Origin of the sequence: Mycobacterium avium subsp. avium, from assembly GCF_009741445.1 — a bacterium.
GTDB classification, from domain to species: domain Bacteria; phylum Actinomycetota; class Actinomycetes; order Mycobacteriales; family Mycobacteriaceae; genus Mycobacterium; species Mycobacterium avium.
On the sequence record NZ_CP046507.1, the window covers coordinates 514,607 to 539,467 of the forward strand.

Genomic DNA, 24,861 nt, shown 5'->3' on the forward strand with positions numbered 1-24,861 from the left:
CGGGATTTGGCTAGCGGGCGCGCAGCCACGAGCCCAGCCGTCGCACCGCCTCCTCGATGTCGGTGGTGGGGCCGGCGAAGGACAGCCGGACGAACGAGTTGCCCCGTGTGGTGTCGAAGTCGATCCCGGGTGCGATGGCAACGCCGGTCTGCTCCAACAACTTCGAGCAGAACTCCATGGAGTTGTCGGTGAAGTCCGAGACGTCGGCGTACACGTAGAAGGCGCCGTCGGTGGGGGCCAGGCGGGTGATGCCGATGCCGCGCAGGCCGTCCAGCAGCAGCGCGCGGTTCTTGGCGTAGTGGTGCAGGTGGCCGTCGGCCTCGGCGGTGGCCTCGGGGGTGAAGGCGGCCACCGCGGCCAGCTGCGACAGCACGGGCGGGCAGATGGTGAAGTTGCCGGTCAGGCATTCCACCGCGCGGCGCAGTTCGACCGGCACCAGCAGCCAGCCCAGCCGCCAGCCGGTCATCGCGTAGTACTTCGAAAAGCTGTTGACCACCACGGCATTCCGCGAGGTCTGCCACGCGCAGCTGGTGGGTGGCGCCCCCTCGTAGACCAGGCCGTGGTAGACCTCGTCGCTGACGAGGCGGGCCCCGGACGCCTCGCACCAGGACGCGATGGCGGCCAACTCCTCCGGCGCGATCACGGTTCCTGTGGGGTTGGCCGGGCTCGCCACGATGACGCCCTGCACCGGCGGGTCGAGTTCGGCGAGCATCGCCGCGGTGGGCTGGAACCGGGTCTGCGGCCCGCAGGGGATCTCCACCACCTCACATCCCAACGCCGACAAGATGTTTCGGTAGCACGGGTAGCCGGGGCTGGCCACCGCCACCCGGTCGCCGACGTCGAAGCAGGCCAGGAACGTCAGCAGGAACCCGCCGGAGGAGCCGGTGGTGATCACCACCGCGTCGGGCTCCACCTCCAGCCCGTGCTGGCGCCGGTAGTCCGCGGCGATCGCGGCCCGCAGCTCCGGCGTGCCCAGCGACACCGAGTAGCCCAGCTCGTTGGAATGCACGGCCGCCGCCGCGGCCGCGCGCACCGGCTCGGGTGCGCCCACGCTGGGCTGGCCCGCCGACAGGTTGACCAAATCGCCGTGGCTGCGCTGCCTTTCGGCGGCCGCCAGCCAGACATCCATCACGTAGAACGGCGGGATGCCGGCGCGCAGCGAGACGCGGTCGGTCACGGTGTCGCGAGCACCTCCGGTTCGAGCCGAGTGAGCAGCTGTTGCGGCGTGTCGAGCAGATGCGCGCTGCCGTGTGCGCGTTTGAAGTACAGGTGCATGTCGTGCTCCCAGGTGATCGCGATGCCGCCGTGCAACTGGATGCCCTCGGCGGCCACGACATTCAGCGCCTCGGTGGCGGCCAGCCGGGCGGTGGCGGCGTTGGTGGGCGAGGGATCCAGGCAGGCCTCGTCGACCACGGCCTTGGCCGCGGCGACGGTGACGTAGAGGTCGGCCATCCGGTGCTTGAGCGCCTGGAAGCTGCCGATCGGCCGGCCGAATTGCACTCTGTCCTTGGCGTATTCGACGGTACGCGCCAGACACTGCTCGGCGGCGCCGATCTGCTCGGCGGCCAGCAGGACGGCCGCGGTGTCCGCCAGGCCCGGGTCGGTGCCGATCGGCTCGGTCTGCTGCGCCCGGACCCGCGCCAGCCGCCGGGTCGGGTCCATGGTGGTCACGGGTTGCGCGGTGACGCCGGTCCAGCGGCTCAGCCGGCCGTCCTCGACGCCGATGACCACGTCGGCGATGTCCCCGTTGACCACGTAGTCGGGGTCGAGCACCAGCGCGCCGATCGCGCTGCCCTCGGCCAGGGCCTGCAGCGCGGCGGTGTCGGGCTCGGCGGCGCCGAGCAGCGCCAGCTCGGCCAGCGTGGTACCCAGCAGCGGGGAGGGCACCAGGGCGCGGCCCAGCTCCTGCAAAACCGTTGCCGCGTCGGCCAATTCACCGCCGGCGCCGCCCAACTCCTCGGGGATCACCAGCGCCGCGGCGCCGACCTGCTCGCACAGCAGCCGCCACAGCGATTCGTCGTAACCGCGCTCGGACTCCATCGCCGTGCGCACCGCCGCCGGACCGGCGTGCTTGGCCACCAGCGCGGCGACGGTCTCGCGCAGCATCTGCCGTTCTTCACTGATCGCACTCATAGCGCCTCCAGCACTCGCCGCCGGTGAACCTGCGGCGGACCCCACGCCGACCGCACCGCCTGCACCCGCAACAGCAACAGCGACAGGTCGTGTTCCTGGGTGAAACCGATCGCGCCGTGGGTCTGCAGCGCCGAGCGCGCCGCCAGCAGGGCCGCGTCGGACGCCGCCGCCTTGGCCGCGCTGACGTCCCGCGGTTGCAGCGTCAGGGCCGCGCCGTACACCAGCGGCCGGGCCAGTTCGATCGCGATGTGCACGTCGGCCAGCTTGTGTTTGATCGCCTGGTACGAGCCGATCACGCGGCCGAACTGGGTGCGCTGCTTGGCGTAGTCGACCGCCGCGTCGCGCAGCGCCTCGGCCGCACCGACCAGCTGGGCAGCGGTGGCCAGCGCGCCGAATTCGTAGCCGCGCCCGACGTCCGCCTGCCAGCGGTCGCCGGTCGGCTCTACGTCGTAGAGCCGGCGGCTGGGGTCGACGGACGCGTGCTGCCGGCCCGCGGCGGCCTCGGCCACCCCGTCCTGGTCGGCGAGCAGTACCAGCCCGGCCTCCTCGGCGTCGACGGCCCGCGGCACCTGCGGCGGCAGCGCCACGGTGGCGATGAGCTCACCGGAGGCCAGAGCGGCGCAGCGTTCGGCGTGCTCGTCGCCGGCCAGCAATACCGGTGCCACGGCGATGGATTCGACCACCGGGCCGGGCACACACCAGCGCCCGAGCCGCTCGATGGCCACCACCAGATCGATCGGCTCGGCCTCGATGCCGTCGAATTTCTCCGGCACCGCCAGCGCGGTGACGCCGAGGTTGGCCAGCTGCTCCCACACCTTGCGGCCGGGCGCGGTGTCGCCCACCGCCCAGGCGCGCACCGCCGCGGGCAGGTCGGCCGCGCCGAGCGCGGCGTCGATGCTGGCCGCGAAGTCCCGCTGCTGTTCGTCTAGCGCGAATTTCACTTCTTGCTCCCGGACTTCTCGCGCGGCAGCCCCAGTAACCGCTCGGAGATGATGTTGCGCTGAATCTCGTTGGTGCCGGCGTAGATCGGGCCGCCCAGAGCGAACAGCAGCCCCTCGGTCCACGGGCCGGCGAGTTCGCCGTCGGCGGCCAGGATGTCCAGGGCGGTCTGGTGCAATTCGACGTCGAGGTCCGACCAGAACACTTTGGTCACCGACGATTCGGCGCCCAGCTCACCGCCGGCGGCCAGCCGGGTCACCGTGCCGAAGGTCTGCAGCCGGTAGGCCTGCGCCTTGATCCAGCCGTCGGCGACGCGGTCGGCGAACTCGGCCGGTGACCCGCGGTCCTGCCACAGCCGCACCACCCGCTCGGCGGTGGCCAGGAAACGGGCCGGGCTGCGCAGCGACATGCCGCGTTCGTTGCTCGACGTGCTCATCGCCGCCCGCCAGCCCTGGTGCGGGGTGCCGATCACATCCCGGTCGGGCACGAAGACGTCGTCGAGGAAGATCTCACCGAACCCGGTGTCGCCGCCCAACTGGACGATGGGCCGCACCGTGACGCCCTCGGCCTTCAGGTCGAACATGAAATAGGTCAGGCCATGGTGCCGCTCGGCGCTGGGGTCGGACCGGAACAGCCCGAAGCCCCGCTCGGCGAACGGCGCCCGCGAGCTCCAGATCTTCTGTCCGTTCAGCAGCCAGCCGCCGTCGGTCGGTGTCGCGGTGGACCGCAGTGACGCCAGGTCGCTGCCGGACTCGGGCTCCGACCACGCCTGCGCCCAGATCTCTTCGCCGCTGGCCATTTTCGGCAGGATGCGGTCGCGTTGCTCCTCGGTGCCGTGCGCGAACAGCGTCGGGGCCAGCATCGAGGTGCCGTTGGCGCTGGCCCGGCCGGGCGCCCCGGCGCGGAAGTACTCCTCTTCGAACACCACCCAGTGCAGCAGCGGCGCGTCCCGGCCGCCGTACTTCTTCGGCCAGGTGATCACCGACAGCCCGGCGTCGTAGAGCACCCGGTCCCAACGCCGGTGCTGCTCAAAGCCTTCGGCGTTGTCATACGACTTCGTTGGGATCGCCTCGGCGTTGGCCGACAGGAATTGCCGCACCTCGTCCCGAAACGCCAGGGTGCCCTCGTCCAGATCAAGATCCATCAGTCCAGCTCTCGCAGTTGTGGTTTGACCACCTTGCCGCCGGAATTGCGCGGCAACGCGTCGACGAACCGCACCGACCGGGGTGCCTTGAAATTCGCCAAATGATCACGGGTGTAAGCGATCACGGATTGCTCGTCGAGTTGAGCCCCGGGGCGGGGGACCACGAACGCGCGGCCCACCTCGCCGAGCCGCTCGTCGGGAACGCCGATCACCGCGGCGTCGGCCACGCCCTCCATCCGGGCCAGCACCTGCTCCACCTCGGCGGGGTAGACGTTGAATCCGCCGCAGATGTACATGTCTTTCAACCGGTCGGTGATGCGCAGGTTGCCGGCCTCGTCGAGAACGCCGATGTCGCCGGTGTGCAGCCACCCGTCGGCGTCGATGGCCGCCGCCGTCGCGTCCGGGTCGTCGAGATAGCCCAGCATCACGTTGGGCCCGCGCAGCAGCACCTCACCGGAATCGTCGATGCGCAGCTCGAAGTCGGCGAACGGGCGCCCGCAGGTGGTGGCCACGGTGACCGCGTCGTCGTCGGCGCGGCACATGGTGCCCATCCCGTTGGCCTCGGTCAGCCCGTAGGCGGTCAGCACGATGTCGATGTCGAGCTCGGACTGCATCCGCTCGACCAGCACGACGGGTACGGTGGCCGCGCCGGTCACCGCGAAGCGCAGCGAGCTCAGGTCGTAATCGCGGCGGGCCGGATGGTCCAGCAGGGTCTGGTAAATCGTTGGGGGACCGGGTAATACGGTGATGCGGTGCTGCTCGATCGCTTGCAGCGCGCGCAGCGGGTCGAACGTCAGGTGCGGGATCAGCGTGGCGCCGGTCTGCAGGCAGGCCAGGATGCCGGCCTTGTAGCCGAAGTTGTGGAAGAACGGGTTGATGCACAGGTAGCGGTCGTCGCTGGTGATCTTGCCGTTGGCCGCCCAGGACGCCGACGCCGACAGCGACTGCCGGTGCGCGCACAGCACGCCCTTGCTGCGGCCGGTGGTGCCCGAGGTGAACAGGATGTCGCTGACGTCGTCGGACGTCACGGCGGCCGTGCGCTCGGCCACCGCGCCGAGATCCGTTCCGTGCGCGATGAATTCGTCCCAGCTGCCCGGAACGGGATCGTCGGTTTCGATCGGTATCCGCACGATGTGGCGCAGCGCGGGCAGCGCGGCGCGATCCAGGTCGGCCAGGCGGTCGTGGCCGAGGAACCTGCCCATGCCGAACAGCACCGGCGCGCCGACGCGGGCCAGGATGTCGCCGGCCTCCGCGGCGGTGTAGCGGGTGTTCAGCGGGACCATGGCCGCCCCGGCGTGGTGGATCGCCAGGCAGGCCACCACCCAGTGCCAGGTGTTGGGCGACCAGATCGCCACCCGGTCGCCGGCCCGCACCCCCAGCTCGATCAGGGCCGCGGCAGCCCGGTGCACCTCGTCGCGCAGGGCGGCGGCCGTGAAGGATCGGTCCTCGGTGATCAGGGCGTCGTGATCGGGCAGCCGGCGCGCGAGACGATCCAGCGCCGCGGGCACGGTGCGGGGATCGGTGGTCACGGCGGCGCTCCTCGAATGCCTGTAACAAAGCAAGTGCTTGGTAGGTTAGCCTACAAGGCATGCAGGACGTCGAGGAGTTCCGGGCCGAGGTCCGCTCTTGGCTCGCCGACAATCTGGTCGGCGAATTCGCCGCTCTGAAGGGCCTCGGCGGCCCCGGCCGCGAGCACGAGGCCTTCGAGGAACGCCGGGCCTGGAACCAGCACCTGGCCAAGGCCGGGCTGACCTGCCTGGGCTGGCCGGTCGAGCACGGCGGGCGCGGGCTGTCCACCGCGCACCGGGTGGCCTTCTACGAGGAGTACGCCCGCGCCGACGCGCCGGACAAGGTCAACCACTTCGGCGAGGAGCTGCTCGGCCCCACGTTGATCGCGTTCGGCACCCCCGAGCAGCAGCAGCGCTTCCTGCCCCGCATCCTCGACGTCACCGAGCTGTGGTGCCAGGGGTATTCCGAGCCCGGCGCCGGCAGCGACCTGGCCAACGTGTCGACCACCGCCGAACTGGACGGCGACCAGTGGGTGATCAACGGCCAGAAGGTGTGGACCTCGCTGGCGCACCTGTCGCAGTGGTGCTTCGTGGTCGCGCGCACCGAGAAGGGCTCCAAGCGGCACGCCGGGCTGTCGTATCTGCTGGTGCCGCTGGACCAGCCGGGGGTGCAGATCCGGCCCATCGTGCAGATCACCGGCACCGCGGAGTTCAATGAGGTGTTCTTCGACGACGCCCGCACCGACGCGTCGATGGTGGTCGGCCAGCCCGGCGACGGGTGGCGGGTCGCCATGGGAACGCTGACCTTCGAGCGCGGCGTGTCCACGCTCGGGCAGCAGATCCGTTACGCGCGTGAGCTTTCCAACCTTGCCGAGCTCGCGCGGCGCAACGGCGCCGCCGACGACCCGTTCATCCGGGAGCGGCTGACCCGCGCCTGGACCGGGCTGCGCGCGATGCGGTCGTATGCCCTGGCCACCATGGACGTCGAGCAGCCCGGGCAGGACAACGTGTCGAAGTTGTTGTGGGCCAACTGGCATCGGGCTCTCGGCGAGCTGGCCATGGACGTCATCGGCAAGCCCGGCATGACCATGCCCGACGGCGAATTCGACGAGTGGCAGCGGTTGTTCCTGTTCACCCGCGCCGACACCATCTACGGCGGCTCCAACGAGATCCAGCGCAACATCATCGCCGAGCGGGTGCTCGGCCTGCCCCGGGAGGTAAAGGGATGAGCCTGTCCGAAGCTCCGAAAGAGATTGCGGGACACGGGCTTCTGGAAGGCAAGGTGGTGATCGTCACCGCGGCGGCCGGCACGGGTATCGGCTCGGCGACGGCCAAACGAGCGCTCGCCGAGGGCGCCGACGTGGTGATCTCCGACCACCACGAGCGTCGGCTGGGCGAGACCGCCGACCAGCTCGCGGCGCTCGGCCAGGGCCGGGTGGAAAGCGTGCTGTGCGACGTGACGTCCACCGCCCAGGTCGATGCGCTGTTCGCGTCGGCCCACGCGCGGATGGGGCGCATCGACGTGCTGGTCAACAACGCCGGGCTGGGCGGGCAGACCCCGGTGGTCGACATGACCGACGACGAGTGGGACCGGGTGCTCGATGTCACCCTGACCTCGGTTTTCCGCGCCACCCGTGCCGCGCTGCGCTACTTCCGCGACGCGCCGCACGGCGGGGTGATCGTCAACAACGCCAGCGTGCTGGGCTGGCGGGCGCAGCACTCCCAGTCGCACTACGCCGCCGCCAAGGCCGGGGTGATGGCGTTGACCCGGTGCAGCGCAATCGAAGCCGCCGAGTACGACGTGCGGATCAACGCGGTGTCGCCGAGCATCGCCCGGCACAAGTTCCTGGAGAAGACGTCGTCGGCCGACCTGCTCGACCGGCTCTCGGCCGGTGAGGCGTTCGGTCGCGCCGCCGAGCCCTGGGAGGTCGCGGCCACCATCGCGTTTTTGGCCAGCGACTACTCCAGCTACCTGACCGGCGAGGTCATCTCGGTGTCCAGCCAGCATCCGTGAGCCGGCGTGGTCAGCCGGGACCGGCGTCCCTCCCGCTGGCCAAGCAAGCGCTTGGTTGATACCCTGTCCGGGTGGACCGAGTGACCGGTCCGGCCAACAGCCGGCGAGACGAGTTGCTGGAGCTGGCCGCGGCCATGTTCGCCGAGCGCGGATTGCGTGCCACCACGGTGCGCGACATCGCCGACAGCGCCGGGATCCTGTCCGGCAGCCTGTATCACCACTTCTCCTCCAAGGAGGAGATGGTCGACGAGGTGCTGCGCAGCTTCCTGGACTGGTTGTTCGCCCGCTATCGCGAAATCATCGACAGCGAGAGTAACCCGCTGGAGCGGCTCAAGGGCCTGTTCATGGCGTCGTTCGAGGCGATCGAGCACCGGCACGCGCAGGTCGTCATCTATCAGGACGAGGCCAAACGGCTGCTGTCGCAGCCGCGGTTCTCCTACATCGAGGACATGAACCGCCAGCAACGCAAGATGTGGCTCGAGGTGCTCAACCAGGGCGTCGACGAGGGCTACTTCCGGCCCGACCTCGACGTCGACCTCGTCTACCGATTCATCCGGGACACCACCTGGGTGTCGGTGCGCTGGTATCAGCCCGGCGGACCGCTCACCGCCGAGCAAGTGGGTCAGCAGTACCTCGCCATCGTGTTGGGCGGGATCACGGTGGACGCGAAGAAAGACTAACGAAGGAGTCTGAAAATGCCTGAGGCGTACGTCATCGACGCTGTACGCACCGCGGTCGGCAAGCGCGGTGGATCGCTGGCCGGAATCCATCCGGTCGACCTGGGCGCCCTGGGCTGGCGCGGGCTGCTGGACCGGGTCGACGTCGACCCCGCCGCCGTCGACGACGTGATCGCCGGCTGCGTCGACGCCATCGGCGCCCAGGCCGGCAACATCGCCCGGCTGTCCTGGCTGGCCGCCGGCTATCCCGAAGAGGTGCCCGGCGTCACCGTGGACCGGCAGTGCGGTTCCAGCCAACAGGCGATTTCCTTTGGCGCGCAAGCGATCATGTCCGGGACCGCCGACCTGATCGTGGCCGGCGGCGTGCAGAACATGAGCCAGATCCCGATCTCGTCGGCGATGACGGTCGGCGAGCAGTTCGGCTTCACCTCGCCCACCAACGAGTCCAAGCAGTGGCTGCACCGCTACGGCGATCAGGAGATCTCGCAATTCCGTGGCTCGGAGCTGATCGCCGAGAAGTGGAACCTGTCCCGCGAGGAGATGGAACGCTACGCGCTGACCAGCCACGAGCGCGCCTTCGCGGCCATCCGCGGCGGCCACTTCGACAACGAAATCATCACCGTGGAAACCGAATCCGGGCCGTTCCGGGTCGACGAGGGTCCGCGCGAGTCGTCGCTGGAGAAGATGGCCGGCCTCAAGCCGCTGGTCGAGGGCGGCCGGCTGACCGCCGCGATGGCCAGTCAGATCTCCGACGGCGCCAGCGCGGTGCTGCTGGCCTCCGAGCGGGCCGTCAAGGACCACGGCCTGCAACCGCGCGCCCGGATCCACCACATCAGCGCCCGCGCCGCCGACCCGGTGTTCATGCTCACCGGCCCCATCCCGGCCACCCGCTACGCGCTGGACAAGACCGGGCTGTCCATCGACGACATCGACACCGTCGAGATCAACGAGGCCTTCGCGCCGGTGGTTTTGGCCTGGCTCAAGGAGATCAAGGCCGACCCGGAGAAGGTCAACCCGAACGGCGGGGCGATCGCGCTCGGTCACCCGCTGGGCGCCACCGGCGCCAAGCTGTTCGCCACCATGCTCAACGAGCTGGAGCGCATCGGTGGCCGGTACGGTCTGCAGACGATGTGCGAGGGCGGGGGCACCGCCAACGTCACCATCATCGAGCGGCTGTAGCGGTTTTCCCGCGAGCTGCCCCTTCGCGACACTGCAACTACGCACCCGACACGCCGATCGGGGTGTGCGTGGTTGCAATCTCGTCGGGGCGTCTACCGGGTGGCCAGCACCAGCCCGATGCCGCCGAGGGCCAGCAGCCAGCTGGTGAAGCTGCCGACCAGGAAGTACTCGGTCACCTCGTCGATCCCCACGTCGCCGTTCTGACCCTTCTGGGCGTTCAGTTCGGGAAACCGGATGATGCCCTTGGCGGCGACGACGGCGCCGGCCGCGGCCAGCTGCCCGCCGACGCCCAGGCTCAGGATCAGCAGCCGTTCCATCGGGCCCAGCAGCCGGCCCCCCTTGAGCCGGTCCGACGGCTGCGGTTGGCCGGCCGGGCGGACGGCACCGACGGAGCCGAGCACCAGGCGCACCAGCTGATTCGCGGTGGCGAACTGCACTAGCACGACACCGACGACCATCAGCGCACGGGTGGGCGGGACGTGGCTCAGCGGCAGGTGCGCCCAGGCCGACCACCGCGAGATCGCGCCGGCGACCGGGGAGGACCAGCCGGACAACACCGTCAGCAACATCAGCGCCGCGGCCAACACCGCCACCGGGGCGGCTTGCTGGGCACCGCTGAGTTCGCTTCGCGCGCACAGCCATTCCCACGCGACCACCGCGACGGCCGCCAGCGCGAGCAGCGCGATGTCGGCGCCGCGCCAGAGCCCGCCCAGGGCCGCACACGCCGCCACCACGATCGGCCCGGCCGCCAGCGGCACCCAGGCCGCAGCCACCGCACGCCGGCACAGGTCGGCCACGCCGAGCGCGGTGAGCAGGACGGCGACAGCGCTCACGGCAGCTCCCGAAGGTATTGGCTGGCCAGGACGATCAGATCCAGGCCGTCGCGGCCGGCGCGTTGGGACACCGCCGACGGGCTGATGCCCTCGGCCGCGGCGAGTTCCCTTTTGCTCCGGCCGGTCATCAGGCCCCTCACAATCCGCAGCGATCTCTCGTCGAGTGATCCAAGCAGATGGTCCCGACAGATCAGGGCCGCGTTGACCGCGTCGGCGTCGGCGCGGGTGCCGTCGTCGGCCCGAAAGGTGGTGCGCACCAGCGCCAACCCGGGCTGTCGCTGCGCGTGGGCGGTCTGCTGGATGGCCGCGCGCGCGGTCCACCAGCCCGGCCCGTCCTGGATTCCCGCGGCGGCGTCGAGGACGGTGACGGCGCCCCAGCCGAGCCCGAAGCGGACGTCGATCTCGGGGGCGAGCAGTAGGCGCACCGTCAGCGCCGCGTCGATGGCGGCCCCGACGCTGGGATAGCTGCCCTGGAACTCGTCACCCACGGTGAAGGCCGGCGGGTCGATCGCGCCGTCGGCGACTTCCCGCAGAGCGGCGGCGACGCGGCGATGCAGGGCGGGTCGGTCGGCGGCGCGCCGGGATCCCACCACGTCGCCGATCACGGTCGCCCGTGGTGAAGGTTTAGCCTTCACCCTCGCCATATGAAGATCATAGCTTCATGCAGAAGATATTTAGCAATATCCTTAACGGAAGCGTGACCCGGAGGCGATCGCGCGGTGGCCTACTCCTCGATCAGACCGGACGCGGACCGCAGGTGCGCGATCGCGTCCCGGACGATCGAGTCGATCAGTTCGGCGCACGACGGCAGGTCTTCGAGGATGCCGGCCACCTGACCCGACGCCAGCACCCCGGCCTCGGTGTTGCCTTCCACCAGACCGGCTTTCAGCAGCATCGGGGTGTTGGCCGCCATCACCACCTGCGACCAGGTCATCTCTTTGCCGTGGCGCATGGCCAGGCCGTCGCTGATCATCGACCGCCAGGTCATCTTCGACATGTGCTTGAATTTCGCCGCATTGCGCACGGCCGCGGTCAAACCCCGCACCGGCGAACCGCTTTCCAGCTTCTCGACCAGCCCGGTGCGCAGCACCCGGTGCGGCATTCCGTCGACCCGGGTGGTGACGACGGTGCCGTCCAGCGCCGCTTCCAGGTAGCGCTTCTTGACCGCGTCGGGCACGGTCGAATCCGAGGTCAGCAGGAACCGCGTGCCCATCGCCACGCCGGCGGCGCCGTAGCTCAACGCGGCCGCCAGGCCGCGCCCGTCGAAGAATCCGCCCGCCGCGATCACCGGAATCCCGGTGCCCCGCACCGCATCCAGCACCGACGGCAGCAACAGCGTGGTGGCGACCGGCCCGGTGTGCCCGCCGCCCTCGCCGCCCTGCACGATCATCGCGTCGGCGCCCCAGCCGGCGACCTTGCGGGCGTGCTTGGCCGCGCCGATCGACGGAATCACCACTGCGCCGGCCTCTTTGAGCCGGGCGATGAGCTCCTGCTTGGGCGCCAGGGCGAACGACGCCACCTTGACGCCCTCACGGATCATCAGATCCACCCGGTCGGCGGCGTCGGCGGCGTCGGCGCGGATGTTGACGCCGAAGGGCTTGTCGGTGGCGGCCTTGACCTTGGCGATCGCCGTGGCCAGCTCGTCCAGGGTCATGGTGGCCGAGGCCAGGATGCCCAGCCCGCCCGCGTTGGCCGTGGCCGACACCAGCCGGGCGCCGGCCACCCAGCCCATCCCGGTCTGCACCACCGGGTGCTCGACACCGACCAGCTCGGTCAGCGGCGTGCGTAGTCTCATATCCACCGCCGACGATGCAGAGCGCAGCGATGAGGAGGAGGCGGAATAATCATCAACGGATCTCCCTGTCCCGCAGCGACTTCGGGTCGATCACCTCGCGGATCAGGCGCAGCTCGTCGTCGGTGGGCAGCCGGGTCTCGTCGGCCTCGTCCAGGCCGTGGATCTCGAACGAGGTGGCTTCCCGCACGTCTTGCGGCGACACCCCGGGGTGCAGGCTCACCGCCCGCATGGTCCGGTCCGGGCCGCCGAAGTCGAACACCCCCAGGTTGGACACCACCCGATGGGTGTTGGCGAAGCGGAACGCCGGGTTGTCGGAATCCACGTTGTCCCAGCCGATCCCGCACACCACGTCCACCTTCTCGCAGAACACCCGCTTGGAGTGGTTGCCCACCCAATAGCTGGTGGCGTGGTTGATGGCATTGCCGGGCGCGCCGCGCACCCCGAACATCTGACGGGTGGGCTGCTGCAGCGGTCCGAACGCTGAGATGTTCTGATTGCCGAACCGGTCAACCTGATTGGCGCCCATCACCACGTGGCGCCGGCCCCAGGACAGCGTCTCGAACACCCGGCCGAACGGCATCCACCCTTCGACGGCCCCGGCCGCACCGAGCGCCGGGGTGTCGGCCAGCAACTGCGCCTCGCCGTCGGTCAACAGGATGTCGGGGGAGAACGTCAACCGGGCCAGCCGCGCGCCGACCGAGGCCATGTTGGTCATCGGGCTGACCATGATTTCGCCGGCTTCCCTGAACAATTCGGCGCAGGCGACGGCGCAGATCTCGGCGCGGGTGCTGGTCACTTGGCGGCCTCCTCGGCGAATGCGCGAACCGCGGCCTGGTAGTCGTCTTCGTTGCCGGGCAGGTAGGTTTGCACGAACTGTCGCCAGCCTTCCTCCGTCGAGGCCGCCTCGGCGTAGTGCCGCTGAAACTTTTCGTCGCGGCCGTAATCCGGTGCGGCGGTGGTGAAGTGAGCGCCGTTCGGCGCCTCGACCACGGCGTCGACCATCATGCGGTTGACCAGCAGCGCTTGCGGCGGCACCGCCTTGACCAGCTCCTGGGTGGAGACGACCCGCTCCACCGACAGGAAGCGCTTGTCCGCGGCCATCAAAAACAGGTCGTCGAAGTACGGATCGATCCCGGTGTAGGCCGCATTGCCTTGGGCGTCACCGAGATTGAGGTGCACGAAGGCGGCATCCAGCCGCAGTGCGGGCATGGCGATCAGCGTCTCGTGCGCCCCATCCGTCGGGTAGGGCGAGGTGACCGTCTGCAGCTCGCCCTCCCAGAAGTCGGGCACCGAACTGCCCAGCCCGGCCCGAATCGGCAGGAACGGCAACCGGTTCGCGGCGGCCTGTAACCCGCAGCGCAGCATGCCCTCGTCCATTTCGCGGGCCTGGATCGCCCCGCTGGTCCGCGCCTTGGCGAACCACGGGTCGTAGAACGGCGGCGAGTCCAGCGAGACGAACCCGTAGTAGACGCGCTTGACCTTGCCGGCAGAGCAGAGCAGCCCCAGGTCCGGCCCGCCGTAGGTCACCACGGTCAGGTCGGTGACGTCGGTGCGCAGCAGCGCGCGCACGAAGGCCATCGGCTTGCGCCGCGATCCCCAGCCGCCGATGCCGATGGTCATGCCGCTGCGCAGCTGCGCGACGGCCTCGTCCAAAGAGGTGCGTTTGTCGGCCACTATTTCTTGCCCTTCTGGGTGCCGGCGAATGCGTCGCGGTGCTCGTCGGACACCCCGGCCAGATTGAGCTCGAACGTAAAGCCTTGCTCCATCCGGTAACTCGAGTTGACCCGCTGCACGTCGATGAAGTTCAGCGCCTCCTTGGCCGCCCGGATGACCCGGGTGTCCTTGGCGGCGATCTCGCGCGCGACCCGCAGCGCCGCGTCATCCAGCTCGCCGCGCGGCACCACCTCGTGCACCGACCCGAAGTGGTGCAGGGTGGCGGCGTCGACGGTGGCGGCGGTGAAGAACAGCCTGCGCATCAGGTGCTGTGGCACCAGCCGGGACAGGTGGGTGGCGGCGCCGAGCGCGCCCCGCTCCACCTCGGGCAGCCCGAAGGTGGCGTCGTCGGAGGCGACGATGACATCGGAGTTGCCGACCAGGCCGATGCCGCCGCCGACGCAGAATCCGTTGACCGCCGCGACGACGGGCACCGCGCACTCGTAGACCGCCCGGAACGCGGCGAAGCAGCCGCGGTTGGCGTCGATCAGCGCGGTGAATCCCTCGGTGCGCTGCATCTCCTTGATGTCCACCCCGGCGTTGAAGCCGCGGCCCTCGGCCCGCAGGATCACCACGTGGGTCTCGGGGTCCTGGCCGGCCGCGGTGACGGTGTCGGCGAGGTCGAACCAGCCGCGCGACGGGATGGCGTTGACGGGCGGGAAGTCGACGGTGACCGCGACGATGCCCGGTTCGATGGTTTTGGATGTGATGGGCAAGGTGCCACTTCCTTGTGGGGTAACTACCTAAGCAAGCACTTGCTTGGTACGCTAGCACAGTGACTCGCGCCGAAGCATGCCCCCCGTTTGCAGAAGCCATCAACCTGGGGCTGACCGGTCGGGTGGTCCTGGTCACCGGCGGAGTTCGCGGGGTCGGTGCCGGCATCAGCTCGGTTTTCGCCGCACAGGGCGCCACCGTCGTCACCTGCGCGCGACGGGCGGTCGAGGGGCTGCCGTATGAGTTCCACTCCTGCGATGTCCGCGACGACGACGCCGTCAAGGCGCTGATCGACACCATCGCCGACCGGCACGGCAGGCTCGACGTCGTGGTCAACAACGCCGGGGGATCGCCCTACGTGCTGACCGCGGAATCCAGCGCCAAGTTCAACCGCAAGATCATCGAGCTGAACCTCATTGGCGCGCTGTCGGTTTCGCAGCACGCCAACGCTCACATGCAGAAGCAGGCCCAGGGCGGGTCGATCGTCAACATCTGCAGCCTGTCCGGCCGCCGGCCCTCGCCGGGCACCGGCGCCTACGGGGCGGCCAAGGCCGGCCTGGAAAGCCTCACCCAGACCCTGGCGGTGGAGTGGGGGCCCAAGGTCCGGGTGAACGCCTGCGTGGTGGGCATGGTGGAGACCGAGCAGTCGGAGCTGTTCTACGGCGACGCCGACTCCATCGCCGCGATCTCGAAGAACGTGCCCCTGGGCCGGTTGGCCAAGCCGGCCGACATCGGTTGGGCCGCAGCATTTTTAGCCTCCGATGCGGCCTGCTACATCAGCGGGGCCTCGCTGGAGGTGCACGGCGGCGGTGAGCCGCCGCACTATCTGGCCACCACGAACGCGAGCGCGATCAAGTAGAGGAGACAAGGACTATGGGAGTGGTTGACGGCCGCGTCGTCATCGTCACCGGAGCGGGCGGCGGTATCGGTCGCGCGCACGCACTGGCCTTCGCCGCCGAAGGGGCGCGTGTGGTGGTCAACGACATCGGGGTGGGCCTCGACGGTTCACCGGCCAGCGGCGGCAGCGCCGCCCAGAGCGTGGTGGACGAGATCACCGCCGCCGGCGGGGAAGCCGTCGCCGACGGATCCAACGTCGCCGACTGGGACCAGGCCGCCGGTCTGATCCAGACCGCCGTCGAAACCTTCGGTGGTCTCGACGTTTTGGTGAACAACGCCGGCATTGTGCGCGACAGGATGATCGCCAACACCAGCGAGGAGGAGTTCGACGCCGTCATCGCGGTGCACCTCAAGGGGCACTTCGCCACCATGCGGCACGCCGCGGCGTACTGGCGGGGGCTGTCCAAGGCGGGCAAGGCCGTCGACGGCCGGATCATCAACACCAGCTCGGGCGCCGGCCTGCAGGGGAGCGTCGGGCAGGGCAACTACAGCGCCGCCAAGGCCGGTATCGCGACGCTGACGCTGGTCGGCGCGGCGGAGATGGGCCGCTACGGCGTCACCGTCAACGCGATCGCGCCGTCGGCCCGCACCCGGATGACCGAGACCGTGTTCGCCGAGATGATGGCAACGCAGGACCAGGATTTCGACGCGATGGCCCCGGAAAACGTGTCGCCCCTGGTGGTTTGGCTGGGCAGTGCGGAAGCCCGCGACGTGACCGGCAAGGTGTTCGAGGTCGAGGGCGGCAAGATCCGGGTCGCCGAGGGCTGGGCGCACGGCCCGCAGATCGACAAGGGCGCGAGGTGGGATCCCGCCGAGCTGGGGCCCGTCGTCGCCGACCTGCTCGGCAAGGCCCGCCCGCCGGTGCCGGTCTACGGCGCCTAACGCACCGGACGCGCCGGACGCACCAAGGCACCCGACGCACCCTCGCCGCCGAACGTGCACCCACCGCGAGAATTCCGCCGATTCTTCGCTACCAGTGCACGCTCGACGACGGCGAGGTGCCTAGTTGCCGATCCGGTTCACGGGTCGCAGATCACGACCGGGATCACCCGGTCGGTCCACGACTGATAGTCGTCGAACGAGGGATACATGGCCACCAGTTTCGGCCAGTACTGTTCGCGTTCCTCGGGCGTAGCGTCGCGCGCCTGAAGTTGCAGCACCTCGTCTTTGATCTGCACGGACACTTTCGGATTCGCCTTGAGGTTGAGGTACCACAGCGGATGCTTGTCGCGGCCACCCTGCGAGGCAACCAGGATCACCCGATCGCCCTCGCGCAGGTACAGCAGCGGGCTCACCCGCGGCTGCCCGGTCTTGCGGCCGGTGGTGGTCAGCAGCGCCACCGGGCGTTTCTGGAACGTGCCGCCCCACTTGCCCCTGCTGACGCGGTACATCCAGGTGTTGACCCGGGACATCCACTTGATGAAGAACCCGGTCATCGGCGAATTCAAGGATTTGGGTTTTTCCACTGCGCTACTGCCGTCCTCGCGTCTGGATGAAGGGTTGGAAGCGAACCTTGATGTGCTGGATTTCGGCTCTGCCGCTTGGGCTTTCGGCCGGAATCAGGAAGGTCTCGGTGACGTGCGCGGCCAGTCGGCGTCCGCCCAGCGCCGCCTTGGTCAGCACCTGGTAGGACGCGTGCACCCGGTCGCCGTCGATGCGGTAGTCCGGGGTAGTGGTGTGCGCGAGCAACCGGTACTGCGGACCGCGATTGAGGCTGCGGCGCAGGTGATTTCCCGAGAACCCGTTCTTGATTCCCTGCTCGACGCGGGTGCAGCCGGGCGCGAACGGAACGGCGTCGCCGTCATGGCTGACCAGGGCGTCGATGTAGGCCTGCGCCGCGGCGATGCGGCTTTCGTCCGAGACGCTCACCACCGAAGCCGGACCGGGGACCTAGATGCGTTCGATGATGGTGCCGGTGGACAGCGCACCGCCCGCGCACATCGTGATCAGCGCGGTGGTCTGATCGGAGCGCTCCAGCTCGTGCAGGGCGGTGGTGATCAGCCGGCTGCCGGTGCACCCCACCGGGTGGCCCAGCGCGATGGCGCCGCCGTTGACGTTGACCCGGGCCATGTCGGGCTCGTGCACCCGCGCCCAGGACAGCACCACCGAGGCGAACGCCTCGTTGATCTCGGTGATGTCGATGTCGCCCATCTTCATGCCGGCCTTTTCCAGCACCTTGGCGGTGGACTGCACCGGGCCGTCCAGGTGGTAGTACGGCTCGGCGCCGACCAGCGCCTGGCTGATGATGCGGGCCCGCGGCCGCAGGCCGAGCGCCTTGGCCTTGTCCTCGTCCATCCACAGCACGGCGGCCGCGCCGTCGGAGATCTGTGAGGACGTGCCCGCGGTGTGGATCCCGCCCTCGATGACCGGTTTCAGCGCGGACAGACCCGACAGGGTGGTCTCGCGTAGGCCCTGGTCGCGGCTGATGGTGACGCGCTCGGCGGTGGGCTGCTTGTTCTCGTCGAGGGCCGGCGCCACGATCGGCGAGATCTCACGGTCGAAACGGCCCTCGTCCCAGGCCTGTTTCGCCTTGGCCTGGGAGGCCAGACCGAACTCGTCGATGTCTTCCCGGGTGATGCCGCGGCGCTTGGCGATCCGCTCGGCCGCCTCGAACTGGTTGGGCATGTCGATGTCCCACGACTCGGCCCGCCAGTTGTGGTCGGGGCCCGCGTTGGCGCCCAGCCCGACCCGGCTCATCGCCTCGATGCCGCAGGCGATGCCCACGTCGATGGCGCCGGTGGCGATCAAACCCGCGATCAGGTGGTTGGCCTGCTGCCCGCTGCCGCACTGGCAGTCCACGGTGGTGGCGCCGACGTGGTCGGGCAATCCGGCGGTGAGCCACGCCGTCCGGCTGATGTTGTTGGACTGCTCGGCGTACTGCGTGACGCAACCGCCGATCACCTGTTCGACGTCGCCGGCGTCGATGCCGGCCTTCTCGACCACGGCCTTCTGCACCGCCCCGAGCAGCTCGGTGGCGTGCAGCCCTGACAACCAGCCGTTGCGCTTGCCGATCGGGCTGCGGGTGGCTGCGACGATTACCGGGTTACCCATGCCCGTCAGGCTAGAACACGTTTCATTACTATGACAAGCGAGGATATGTCGCCGCCTTTTGTCTGCGGTGGAGGCATGTTTTACTGGCACCAGAGCATCACTAGGACAGCTAGTGTCCTGGGATCGCAAGTCAGCGAGGACTGTAGTTAGGAGAAGAGCGTGCCCAGTCCGAATCTTCCACCCGGGTTCGACCTTCTGGACCCGGACGTCTGCGTCAAGGGCCTGCCGGTCGCCGAATTAGCCGAACTGCGCAAGTCCGCGCCAATCTACTGGATGGACGTCCCCGGCGGGACCGGCGGGTTCGGTGACAAAGGCTATTGGGCGATCACCAAGCACAAGGACGTCAAAGAGATCTCCGTGCGCAGCGACATCTTCTCGTCGCAGCAGGACTGCGCCATCCCGGTCTGGCCGAAGGAGATGACGCGCGAGCAGATCGACCTGCAGCGCAACGTCATGCTCAACATGGACGCGCCGCACCACACCCGGCTGCGCAAAATCATCTCGCGCGGTTTCACCCCGCGGGCCGTCGGCCGGCTGCGTGACGAGCTGGACGCCCGCGCGCAGAACATCGCCAAGACCGCGGCCGCGGCCGGCGCCGGCGACTTCGTCGAGCAGGTCTCCTGCGAGCTGCCGCTGCAGGCCATCGCCGGTCTGCTGGGTGTTCCGCAGGAGGACCGGGACAAGATCTTCCGCTGGTCCAACGAGATGACCGGCAACGAGGACCCCGAGTACGCGCACATCGACCCGGCGATGTCGTCGGCCGAGCTGATCATGTACGCGATGAAGATGGCCGAGGAGCGGGCCAAGAACCCCGGCGACGACATCGTCACCCAGCTGATCCAGGCCGACCTCGACGGCGAGAAGCTCTCCGACGACGAATTCGGTTTCTTCGTGGTGATGCTCGCGGTCGCCGGCAACGAGACCACCCGGAACTCGATCACGCACGGCATGATCGCCTTCGCCGACAACCCCGACCAGTGGGAGCTGTTCAAGAAGGAGCGCCCGGAGACCGCGCCGGACGAAATCGTGCGCTGGGCAACGCCGGTCACCGCGTTCCAGCGCACCGCGCTCGAGGATTACGAGCTGTCCGGGGTGCAGATCAAGAAGGGCCAGCGGGTGGTGATGTTCTACCGCTCGGCGAACTTCGACGAAGAGGTCTTCGAGGATCCGCACCGCTTCAACATCTTGCGAAACCCCAACCCGCACGTCGGTTTTGGCGGTACGGGTGCGCACTACTGCATCGGCGCCAACCTGGCCCGGATGACCATCAGCCTGATCTTCAACGCCGTGGCCGACCACATGCCGGACCTCAAGCCGCTGTCGGCGCCCGAGCGGTTGCGGTCGGGCTGGCTCAACGGCATCAAGCACTGGCAGGTCGACTACACCGGCAAGTGCCCGGTGGCGCACTGATATGGCGTCAGAAACGACGATGGACTTCGACCCCAGTCCGACACAACAGGCGGTCGCCGACGTCGTCACGTCGGTGCTGGATCGCGAATTGAGTTGGGAGGCACTGGTCGACGGGGGTGTGACGGCGCTGCCGGTGCCCGAGCGTCTCGGCGGCGACGGGGTGGGTCTGCCCGAGGTCGCCACGGTGCTCACCGAAGTCGGTCGCCGCGGCGCCATCACGCCGGCGCTGGCCACGTTGGGTTTTGCGGTGCTTCCGTTGCTCGAGCTGGCCTCCGAGGAGCAGCAGGACCGGTTCCTGGCCGGGGTCGCCAGGGGCGGGGTGCTGACGGCCGCGCTCAACGAACCCGGTACCCCGCTGCCGGACCGGCCCGCGACCACCTTCGCCGACGGCCGGTTGTCGGGCACCAAGATCGGCGTCGGCTATGCGGCACAAGCGGATTGGATGATCGTCACCGCCGACAGTGCGGTTGTCGTGGTCTCGCCCAAGGCCGACGGCGTCCAGGTGGTGCAGACGCCGACCTCGAACGGCTCCGACGAGTACACGGTCAGCTTCACCGGCGTCGCGGTGGCCGATTCCGACGTGCTGGCGGGCGCCACGGCGGCGCGGGTCAACCAGCTGGCGCTGGCGGCCGTGGGCGCCTACGCCGACGGGCTGGTCAGCGGGGCGCTGCGGTTGACCGCCGACTACGTGGCCAACCGCAAGCAGTTCGGCAAGCCGTTGTCCACCTTCCAGACCGTGGCCGCGCAGCTCGCCGAGGTCTACATCGCCTCGCGCACCATCGATTTGGTGGCCAAGTCGGTGGTGTGGGGGCTGTCGGAGGGCCGGGATGTCGATCACGACCTGGGCGTGCTGGGATACTGGGTGGCGTCGCAGGCGCCCCCGGCGATGCAGCTCTGCCACCACCTGCACGGCGGCATGGGCATGGACATCACCTATCCGATGCATCGGTACTACTCCACGATCAAGGACCTGACCCGGCTGCTGGGCGGGCCGTCGCATCGCCTGGACCTCATGGCGATCGCAAGCGCGGCGCAGCCGGGCGCAGCGGGTCGGCACGCAGACGACCTGGTGGGAGCGCAATGTTCATAGACCTGACCCCCGAACAGCGTCAGCTGCAAGCCGAACTGCGGGAATACTTTTCGAACCTGATCTCGTCCGACGAGATGAAGGCGATGGAGCAGGACCGCCACAACGAGGCCTACCGGGCGGTGATCCGGCGGATGGGCCGGGACGGCAAGCTCGGGGTGGGCTGGCCAAAGGAGTTCGGCGGCTTGGGCTTCGGCCCGATCGAGCAGTCGATCTTCGTCAACGAGGCGCATCGCGCCGACGTGCCGCTGCCCGCGGTGACCCTGCAGACGGTCGGGCCGACGCTGCAACAGTTCGGCAGCGAGATGCAGAAGAAGAAGTTCCTGCCGGCGATCCTGGCCGGCGAGGTGCACTTCGCGATCGGCTACACCGAGCCGGAGGCCGGCACCGACCTGGCGTCGGTGCGCACCACGGCCGTGCGGCAGGGCGACGAGTACATCGTCAACGGGCAGAAGATCTTCACCACCGGTGCCCATGACGCCGACTACATCTGGCTGGCCTGCCGCACCGATCCGGAAGCCGTGAAACACAAGGGCATTTCGATCCTGATCGTGGACACCAAGGACCCCGGCTACTCCTGGACGCCGATCATCCTGTCCGACGGCGCCCACCACACCAACGCCACCTACTACAACGACGTGCGGGTGCCCGCCGACATGCTGGTCGGCGAGGAGAACGGCGGGTGGAAGCTGATCACCACCCAGCTCAACAACGAGCGGGTGATGCTGGGCCCGGCCGGCCGTACCGCCGGCATCTACGACCGGGTGCGCGAATGGGCGTCCAAGCCGGGCAGCGACGGGGTCACCCCGATCGACCACGCCGACGTCCAGCGGGCGCTCGGTGAGATCTATGCGATGTGGCGGATCAACGAGCTGCTCAACTGGCAGGTGGCGGCGGCCGGTGAGGACATCAACGTCGCCGACGCCGCGTCGACGAAAGTCTTTGGCACCGAGCGGATTCAGTACATCGGCCGGCTCGCCGAGGAAGTCGTCGGCAAGTACGGCAACCCCGCCGACCCGGAGACCGGCGAACTGCTCAGGTGGCTGGACTCGCAAACCAAGCGCAACCTGGTGATCACGTTCGGCGGCGGTGTCAACGAAGTGATGCGCGAGATGATCGCCGCCGCCGGGCTCAAAGTGCCGAGGGTGCCCCGATGACCGACATCGCCGAAGCCATCGCGGAGATCAAAGCCGCCGGCGGGCCGAAACCGCGCGCCGGGCGCGACCCGGTGAATCAGCCGATGATCAACAACTGGGTGGAGGCCATCGGCGACCGCAACCCGATCTATGTCGACGAGGCCGCGGCCCGCGCCGTCGGACATCCCGGGATCGTGGCCCCGCCGGCCATGATTCAGGTGTGGACCATGTTCGGCCTGGGCGGGGAGCGTCCCAAGGACGACCCCATGGGGCCCATCATGGAGTTGTTCGACAACGCCGGGTACGTCGGTGTGGTCGCCACCAACTGCGAGCAGACCTACCACCGCTACCTGCGGCCCGGTGAGCAGGTCAGCATCACCTCGGAGATGGGTGATGTGATCGGGCCCAAGCAGACGGCGCTCGGCGAGGGCTGGTTCATCAACCAGCACATCATCTGGCGGGTCGGCGACGAGGATGTGGCCGAGATGAATTGGCGCATCCTCAAATTCAGGCCCCGCGAATCCGACGCGGCGGCGTCGCCGGTGCCCGACGACCTCGATCCGGCCACCATGATGCGGCCCGCGTCGTCGCGCGACACCGCCTTCTTCTGGGAGGGTGTCAAGGCGCACGAGCTGCGGATCCAGCGGCGGCCGGACGGCAGCCTGCAGCACCCGCCGGTGCCGGCGGTGTGGCAGGACAAGACCGCCCCCATCGACTACGTGGTGGCCAGCGGCAAGGGCACGGTGTACAGCTTCGTGGTGCATCACGCGCCCAAGGTGCCCGGCCGCACACTGCCTTTCGTGATCGCACTGGTCGAACTCGCCGAGGGTGTCCGGATGCTGGGCGAGCTGCGCGGCATCGACCCGGCCCGGGTGCGGATCGGGCTGCCGGTGCGGGCCACCTACCTCGATTTCCCGGCCGACGACAACGGTCCGGAGTGGAGCCTCTACGCCTGGGAGCCTGACGCATGAGCGCACCCGTCATCGAAGTCGGCACCACGTTGCCCGAGCTCAAGCTCTACGGCGACCCGACGTTCATCATCTCAACCGCCCTGGCCACCAGGGACTTTCAGGACGTGCACCACGACCGGGACAAGGCGCAGGCCAAGGGGTCGAAGGACATCTTCGTCAACATCCTCACCGACACCGGCCTGGTGCAGCGCTACGTCACCGATTGGGCCGGGCCGTCGGCGCTGATCAAGTCGATCGGCCTGCGTCTCGGTGTGCCGTGGTATGCCTACGACACGGTGACGTTCTCCGGCGAGGTGACCGCCGTCCAGGACGGCCTGGTGACGTTAAAGGTGTTCGGCCGCAACAGCCTTGGCGATCACGTCATCGCGACGGTGACGCTGACGATGGGGGATGCCTGATGCTTTCCCGCAAGGCGGCGATCGTCGGCATCGGCGCGACCGACTTTTCGAAGGATTCCGGCCGCAGTGAGCTGCGGCTGGCGGCCGAGGCGGTGCTGGACGCCCTGGACGACGCCGGGCTTTCGCCGGCGGACGTCGACGGGCTGACCACCTTCACGATGGACACCAACAACGAGACGGCCGTCGCCCGCGCCGTCGGCATCGGTGACCTGAAGTTCTTCTCCCAGATCGGTTACGGCGGCGGGGCCGCCTGCGCGACCGTGCAGCAGGCCGCGATCGCGGTGGCCACCGGGGTGGCCGACGTCGTGGTGGCGTACCGGGCGTTCAACGAGCGCTCGGGCATGCGGTTCGGTCAGGTGCAGACGCGGCTGGCGGGAGATGCTCGCGCGCAGGCGGATTCGACCGCGGCGGACAATTCGTTCTCCTACCCGCACGGGCTGTCCACGCCGGCTGCGCAGGTCGCCATGATCGCGCGGCGCTACATGCACCTGTCCGGTGCGACCAGCCGGGACTTCGGTGCGATCTCGGTGGCCGACCGCAAGCACGCGGCCAAGAACCCGAAGGCGTACTTCTACGAGAAGCCGATAACCATTGAGGACCACCAGAATTCGCGGTGGATCGCCGAACCGTTGCGGCTGCTGGACTGCTGCCAGGAGACCGACGGTGCGGTGGCGGTCGTGGTGACGTCCGTCGAGCGGGCACGCGACCTCAAGCAGCGGCCGGCGGTCATCGAGGCGGCGGCGCAGGGCTCCAGCCCCGACCAGTACACGATGGTCAGCTACTACCGCTCGGAGCTCGGCCTGCCCGAGATGGGCGTGGTGGGCCGGCAGCTGTGGCAGCAGTCCGGCCTGAAGCCGACCGACATTCAGACCGCCGTGCTCTACGACCACTTCACGCCCTTCACGCTGATTCAGTTGGAGGAGTTGGGATTCTGCGGCAAGGGTGAGGCCAAGGACTTCATCGCCGACGGCGCCATCGAGATCGGCGGGCGGCTGCCGATCAACACGCACGGCGGCCAGCTCGGTGAGGCCTACATCCACGGCATGAACGGCATCGCCGAGGGGGTGCGGCAACTGCGGGGCACCTCGGTGAACCCGGTGCCCGACGTCGAGCACGTGCTGGTCACCGCGGGCACCGGTGTGCCCACCTCGGGCCTGATCCTGGGCTAGCTTCCCGCCTTCGCTCGAGCGTCAAGTTAGCGTCACGCTCGCGGCCGAGCGTGAAATTAACATCACGCTCGACGAGTGAAGTGACGGTGCGCG

General features: G+C 69.0%; 26 protein-coding genes. 12 read left to right on the forward strand and 14 right to left on the reverse strand.

Annotated features, from left to right (window positions below; translation table 11 throughout):
- Positions 1-10: 10 nt before the first annotated feature.
- The 5 genes from MAA44156_RS02555 to fadD3 are packed head-to-tail and all read right to left on the reverse strand — an operon-like array spanning position 11 to position 5,745.
- A complete protein-coding gene (locus MAA44156_RS02555) occupies positions 11-1,177 on the reverse strand; it encodes a pyridoxal phosphate-dependent aminotransferase (RefSeq protein WP_009974777.1) in 1,167 nt (388 codons plus the stop codon).
- A complete protein-coding gene (gene ipdE2, locus MAA44156_RS02560; protein WP_009974778.1) occupies positions 1,174-2,133 on the reverse strand; it encodes an acyl-CoA dehydrogenase IpdE2 in 960 nt (319 codons plus the stop codon). The genes MAA44156_RS02555 and ipdE2 overlap by 4 nt, the downstream gene beginning before the upstream one ends.
- The gene (locus MAA44156_RS02565; protein ID WP_009974779.1) at positions 2,130-3,074 is read right to left on the reverse strand and encodes an acyl-CoA dehydrogenase family protein; all 945 of its coding nucleotides are present in this window, start codon (positions 3,072-3,074) and stop codon (positions 2,130-2,132) included. The genes ipdE2 and MAA44156_RS02565 overlap by 4 nt, the downstream gene beginning before the upstream one ends.
- The gene (locus MAA44156_RS02570) at positions 3,071-4,216 is read right to left on the reverse strand and encodes an acyl-CoA dehydrogenase family protein (protein ID WP_003875662.1); all 1,146 of its coding nucleotides are present in this window, start codon (positions 4,214-4,216) and stop codon (positions 3,071-3,073) included. The genes MAA44156_RS02565 and MAA44156_RS02570 overlap by 4 nt, the downstream gene beginning before the upstream one ends.
- Entirely contained in the window at positions 4,216-5,745 is a 1,530-nt protein-coding gene (gene fadD3 / locus MAA44156_RS02575; RefSeq protein ID WP_009974780.1) for a 3-((3aS,4S,7aS)-7a-methyl-1,5-dioxo-octahydro-1H-inden-4-yl)propanoate--CoA ligase FadD3, read from the reverse strand. Before fadD3 ends, MAA44156_RS02570 begins: the two co-directional genes overlap by 1 nt.
- Before the next feature lie 59 nt (positions 5,746-5,804).
- Between fadD3 and ipdE1 the strand changes: the two genes are divergently transcribed.
- The 4 genes from ipdE1 to fadA6 all read left to right on the forward strand — a co-directional run bounded on the left by ipdE1 (position 5,805) and on the right by fadA6 (position 9,594).
- Positions 5,805-6,953, forward strand: coding sequence for an acyl-CoA dehydrogenase IpdE1 (gene ipdE1 / locus MAA44156_RS02580; RefSeq protein ID WP_003875664.1), 1,149 nt, complete (start codon positions 5,805-5,807; stop codon positions 6,951-6,953).
- Positions 6,950-7,738 carry a (5R,7aS)-5-hydroxy-7a-methyl-1-oxo-2,3,5,6,7,7a-hexahydro-1H-indene-carboxyl-CoA reductase gene (ipdF, locus tag MAA44156_RS02585; RefSeq protein WP_003875665.1) on the forward strand — a complete coding sequence of 263 codons (789 nt, stop codon included), beginning with the start codon at positions 6,950-6,952 and terminating at the stop codon, positions 7,736-7,738. Before ipdE1 ends, ipdF begins: the two co-directional genes overlap by 4 nt.
- 71 nt (positions 7,739-7,809) lie before the next feature.
- Positions 7,810-8,418: a TetR family transcriptional regulator KstR2 gene (gene kstR2 / locus MAA44156_RS02590; protein WP_010948879.1), complete on the forward strand. Its 609-nt coding sequence runs from the start codon at positions 7,810-7,812 to the stop codon at positions 8,416-8,418.
- Positions 8,419-8,433: 15 nt separating this feature from the next.
- A complete protein-coding gene (gene fadA6, locus MAA44156_RS02595; RefSeq protein WP_009974781.1) occupies positions 8,434-9,594 on the forward strand; it encodes a steroid 3-ketoacyl-CoA thiolase FadA6 in 1,161 nt (386 codons plus the stop codon).
- Positions 9,595-9,686: 92 nt separating this feature from the next.
- On the opposite strand, the gene MAA44156_RS02600 is transcribed toward fadA6, so the two are convergent.
- The 6 genes from MAA44156_RS02600 to echA20 all read right to left on the reverse strand — a co-directional run bounded on the left by MAA44156_RS02600 (position 9,687) and on the right by echA20 (position 14,651).
- Positions 9,687-10,427, reverse strand: coding sequence for a hypothetical protein (locus MAA44156_RS02600; RefSeq protein WP_009974782.1), 741 nt, complete (start codon positions 10,425-10,427; stop codon positions 9,687-9,689).
- A complete protein-coding gene (locus MAA44156_RS02605) occupies positions 10,424-11,071 on the reverse strand; it encodes a SatD family protein (protein ID WP_023861935.1) in 648 nt (215 codons plus the stop codon). Before MAA44156_RS02605 ends, MAA44156_RS02600 begins: the two co-directional genes overlap by 4 nt.
- Positions 11,072-11,151: 80 nt before the next feature.
- On the reverse strand, positions 11,152-12,228 hold the full coding sequence (gene ipdC, locus MAA44156_RS02610; protein WP_011723665.1) for a (3aS,4S,5R,7aS)-5-hydroxy-7a-methyl-1-oxo-octahydro-1H-indene-4-carboxyl-CoA dehydrogenase: 1,077 nt from the start codon (positions 12,226-12,228) through the stop codon (positions 11,152-11,154).
- A 46-nt stretch (positions 12,229-12,274) separates the two neighbouring features.
- The gene (gene ipdB / locus MAA44156_RS02615) at positions 12,275-13,018 is read right to left on the reverse strand and encodes a cholesterol ring-cleaving hydrolase subunit IpdB (protein ID WP_009974784.1); all 744 of its coding nucleotides are present in this window, start codon (positions 13,016-13,018) and stop codon (positions 12,275-12,277) included.
- On the reverse strand, positions 13,015-13,896 hold the full coding sequence (gene ipdA / locus MAA44156_RS02620) for a cholesterol ring-cleaving hydrolase subunit IpdA (protein WP_009974785.1): 882 nt from the start codon (positions 13,894-13,896) through the stop codon (positions 13,015-13,017). The genes ipdB and ipdA overlap by 4 nt, the downstream gene beginning before the upstream one ends.
- Positions 13,896-14,651, reverse strand: a complete 756-nt coding sequence (gene echA20 / locus MAA44156_RS02625) for a (7aS)-7a-methyl-1,5-dioxo-2,3,5,6,7,7a-hexahydro-1H-indene-carboxyl-CoA hydrolase (protein ID WP_009974786.1) — start codon at positions 14,649-14,651, stop codon at positions 13,896-13,898. The genes ipdA and echA20 overlap by 1 nt, the downstream gene beginning before the upstream one ends.
- 59 nt (positions 14,652-14,710) lie before the next feature.
- Here echA20 and MAA44156_RS02630 point away from each other — a divergent pair, with 59 nt between their 5' ends.
- On the forward strand, positions 14,711-15,508 hold the full coding sequence (locus tag MAA44156_RS02630; RefSeq protein WP_003875675.1) for an SDR family oxidoreductase: 798 nt from the start codon (positions 14,711-14,713) through the stop codon (positions 15,506-15,508).
- 14 nt (positions 15,509-15,522) lie between these two features.
- The gene (locus tag MAA44156_RS02635; protein ID WP_011723666.1) at positions 15,523-16,428 is read left to right on the forward strand and encodes an SDR family oxidoreductase; all 906 of its coding nucleotides are present in this window, start codon (positions 15,523-15,525) and stop codon (positions 16,426-16,428) included.
- A gap of 137 nt (positions 16,429-16,565) precedes the next feature.
- Here the strand turns inward: MAA44156_RS02635 and MAA44156_RS02640 are convergent, their stop codons facing one another.
- From MAA44156_RS02640 to MAA44156_RS02650, 3 genes are read right to left on the reverse strand one after another with little or no spacing between them, the layout of a single operon-like run.
- A complete protein-coding gene (locus MAA44156_RS02640) occupies positions 16,566-16,982 on the reverse strand; it encodes a nitroreductase family deazaflavin-dependent oxidoreductase (protein ID WP_003875677.1) in 417 nt (138 codons plus the stop codon).
- Positions 16,983-17,016: 34 nt separating this feature from the next.
- The gene (locus tag MAA44156_RS02645) at positions 17,017-17,418 is read right to left on the reverse strand and encodes a DUF8021 domain-containing protein (RefSeq protein WP_003875678.1); all 402 of its coding nucleotides are present in this window, start codon (positions 17,416-17,418) and stop codon (positions 17,017-17,019) included.
- Positions 17,419-17,436: 18 nt separating this feature from the next.
- Positions 17,437-18,597, reverse strand: coding sequence for a steroid 3-ketoacyl-CoA thiolase (locus MAA44156_RS02650; protein WP_003875679.1), 1,161 nt, complete (start codon positions 18,595-18,597; stop codon positions 17,437-17,439).
- Positions 18,598-18,756: 159 nt separating this feature from the next.
- Here MAA44156_RS02650 and MAA44156_RS02655 point away from each other — a divergent pair, with 159 nt between their 5' ends.
- The 6 genes from MAA44156_RS02655 to MAA44156_RS02680 are packed head-to-tail and all read left to right on the forward strand — an operon-like array spanning position 18,757 to position 24,768.
- On the forward strand, positions 18,757-20,007 hold the full coding sequence (locus MAA44156_RS02655; protein WP_009974790.1) for a cytochrome P450: 1,251 nt from the start codon (positions 18,757-18,759) through the stop codon (positions 20,005-20,007).
- Positions 20,008-20,026: 19 nt separating this feature from the next.
- The gene (locus tag MAA44156_RS02660) at positions 20,027-21,097 is read left to right on the forward strand and encodes an acyl-CoA dehydrogenase family protein (protein WP_009974791.1); all 1,071 of its coding nucleotides are present in this window, start codon (positions 20,027-20,029) and stop codon (positions 21,095-21,097) included.
- The gene (gene fadE29 / locus MAA44156_RS02665; protein WP_009974793.1) at positions 21,088-22,251 is read left to right on the forward strand and encodes an acyl-CoA dehydrogenase FadE29; all 1,164 of its coding nucleotides are present in this window, start codon (positions 21,088-21,090) and stop codon (positions 22,249-22,251) included. Before MAA44156_RS02660 ends, fadE29 begins: the two co-directional genes overlap by 10 nt.
- Positions 22,248-23,201, forward strand: coding sequence for a bifunctional MaoC family dehydratase N-terminal/OB-fold nucleic acid binding domain-containing protein (locus MAA44156_RS02670; RefSeq protein WP_003875683.1), 954 nt, complete (start codon positions 22,248-22,250; stop codon positions 23,199-23,201). Before fadE29 ends, MAA44156_RS02670 begins: the two co-directional genes overlap by 4 nt.
- Positions 23,198-23,599 carry a MaoC family dehydratase gene (locus MAA44156_RS02675; RefSeq protein ID WP_003875684.1) on the forward strand — a complete coding sequence of 134 codons (402 nt, stop codon included), beginning with the start codon at positions 23,198-23,200 and terminating at the stop codon, positions 23,597-23,599. The genes MAA44156_RS02670 and MAA44156_RS02675 overlap by 4 nt, the downstream gene beginning before the upstream one ends.
- Positions 23,599-24,768, forward strand: coding sequence for a 17-hydroxy-3-oxo-4-pregnene-20-carboxyl-CoA lyase (locus tag MAA44156_RS02680; RefSeq protein WP_009974795.1), 1,170 nt, complete (start codon positions 23,599-23,601; stop codon positions 24,766-24,768). The genes MAA44156_RS02675 and MAA44156_RS02680 overlap by 1 nt, the downstream gene beginning before the upstream one ends.
- The last annotated feature ends 93 nt before the right edge of the window (positions 24,769-24,861 follow it).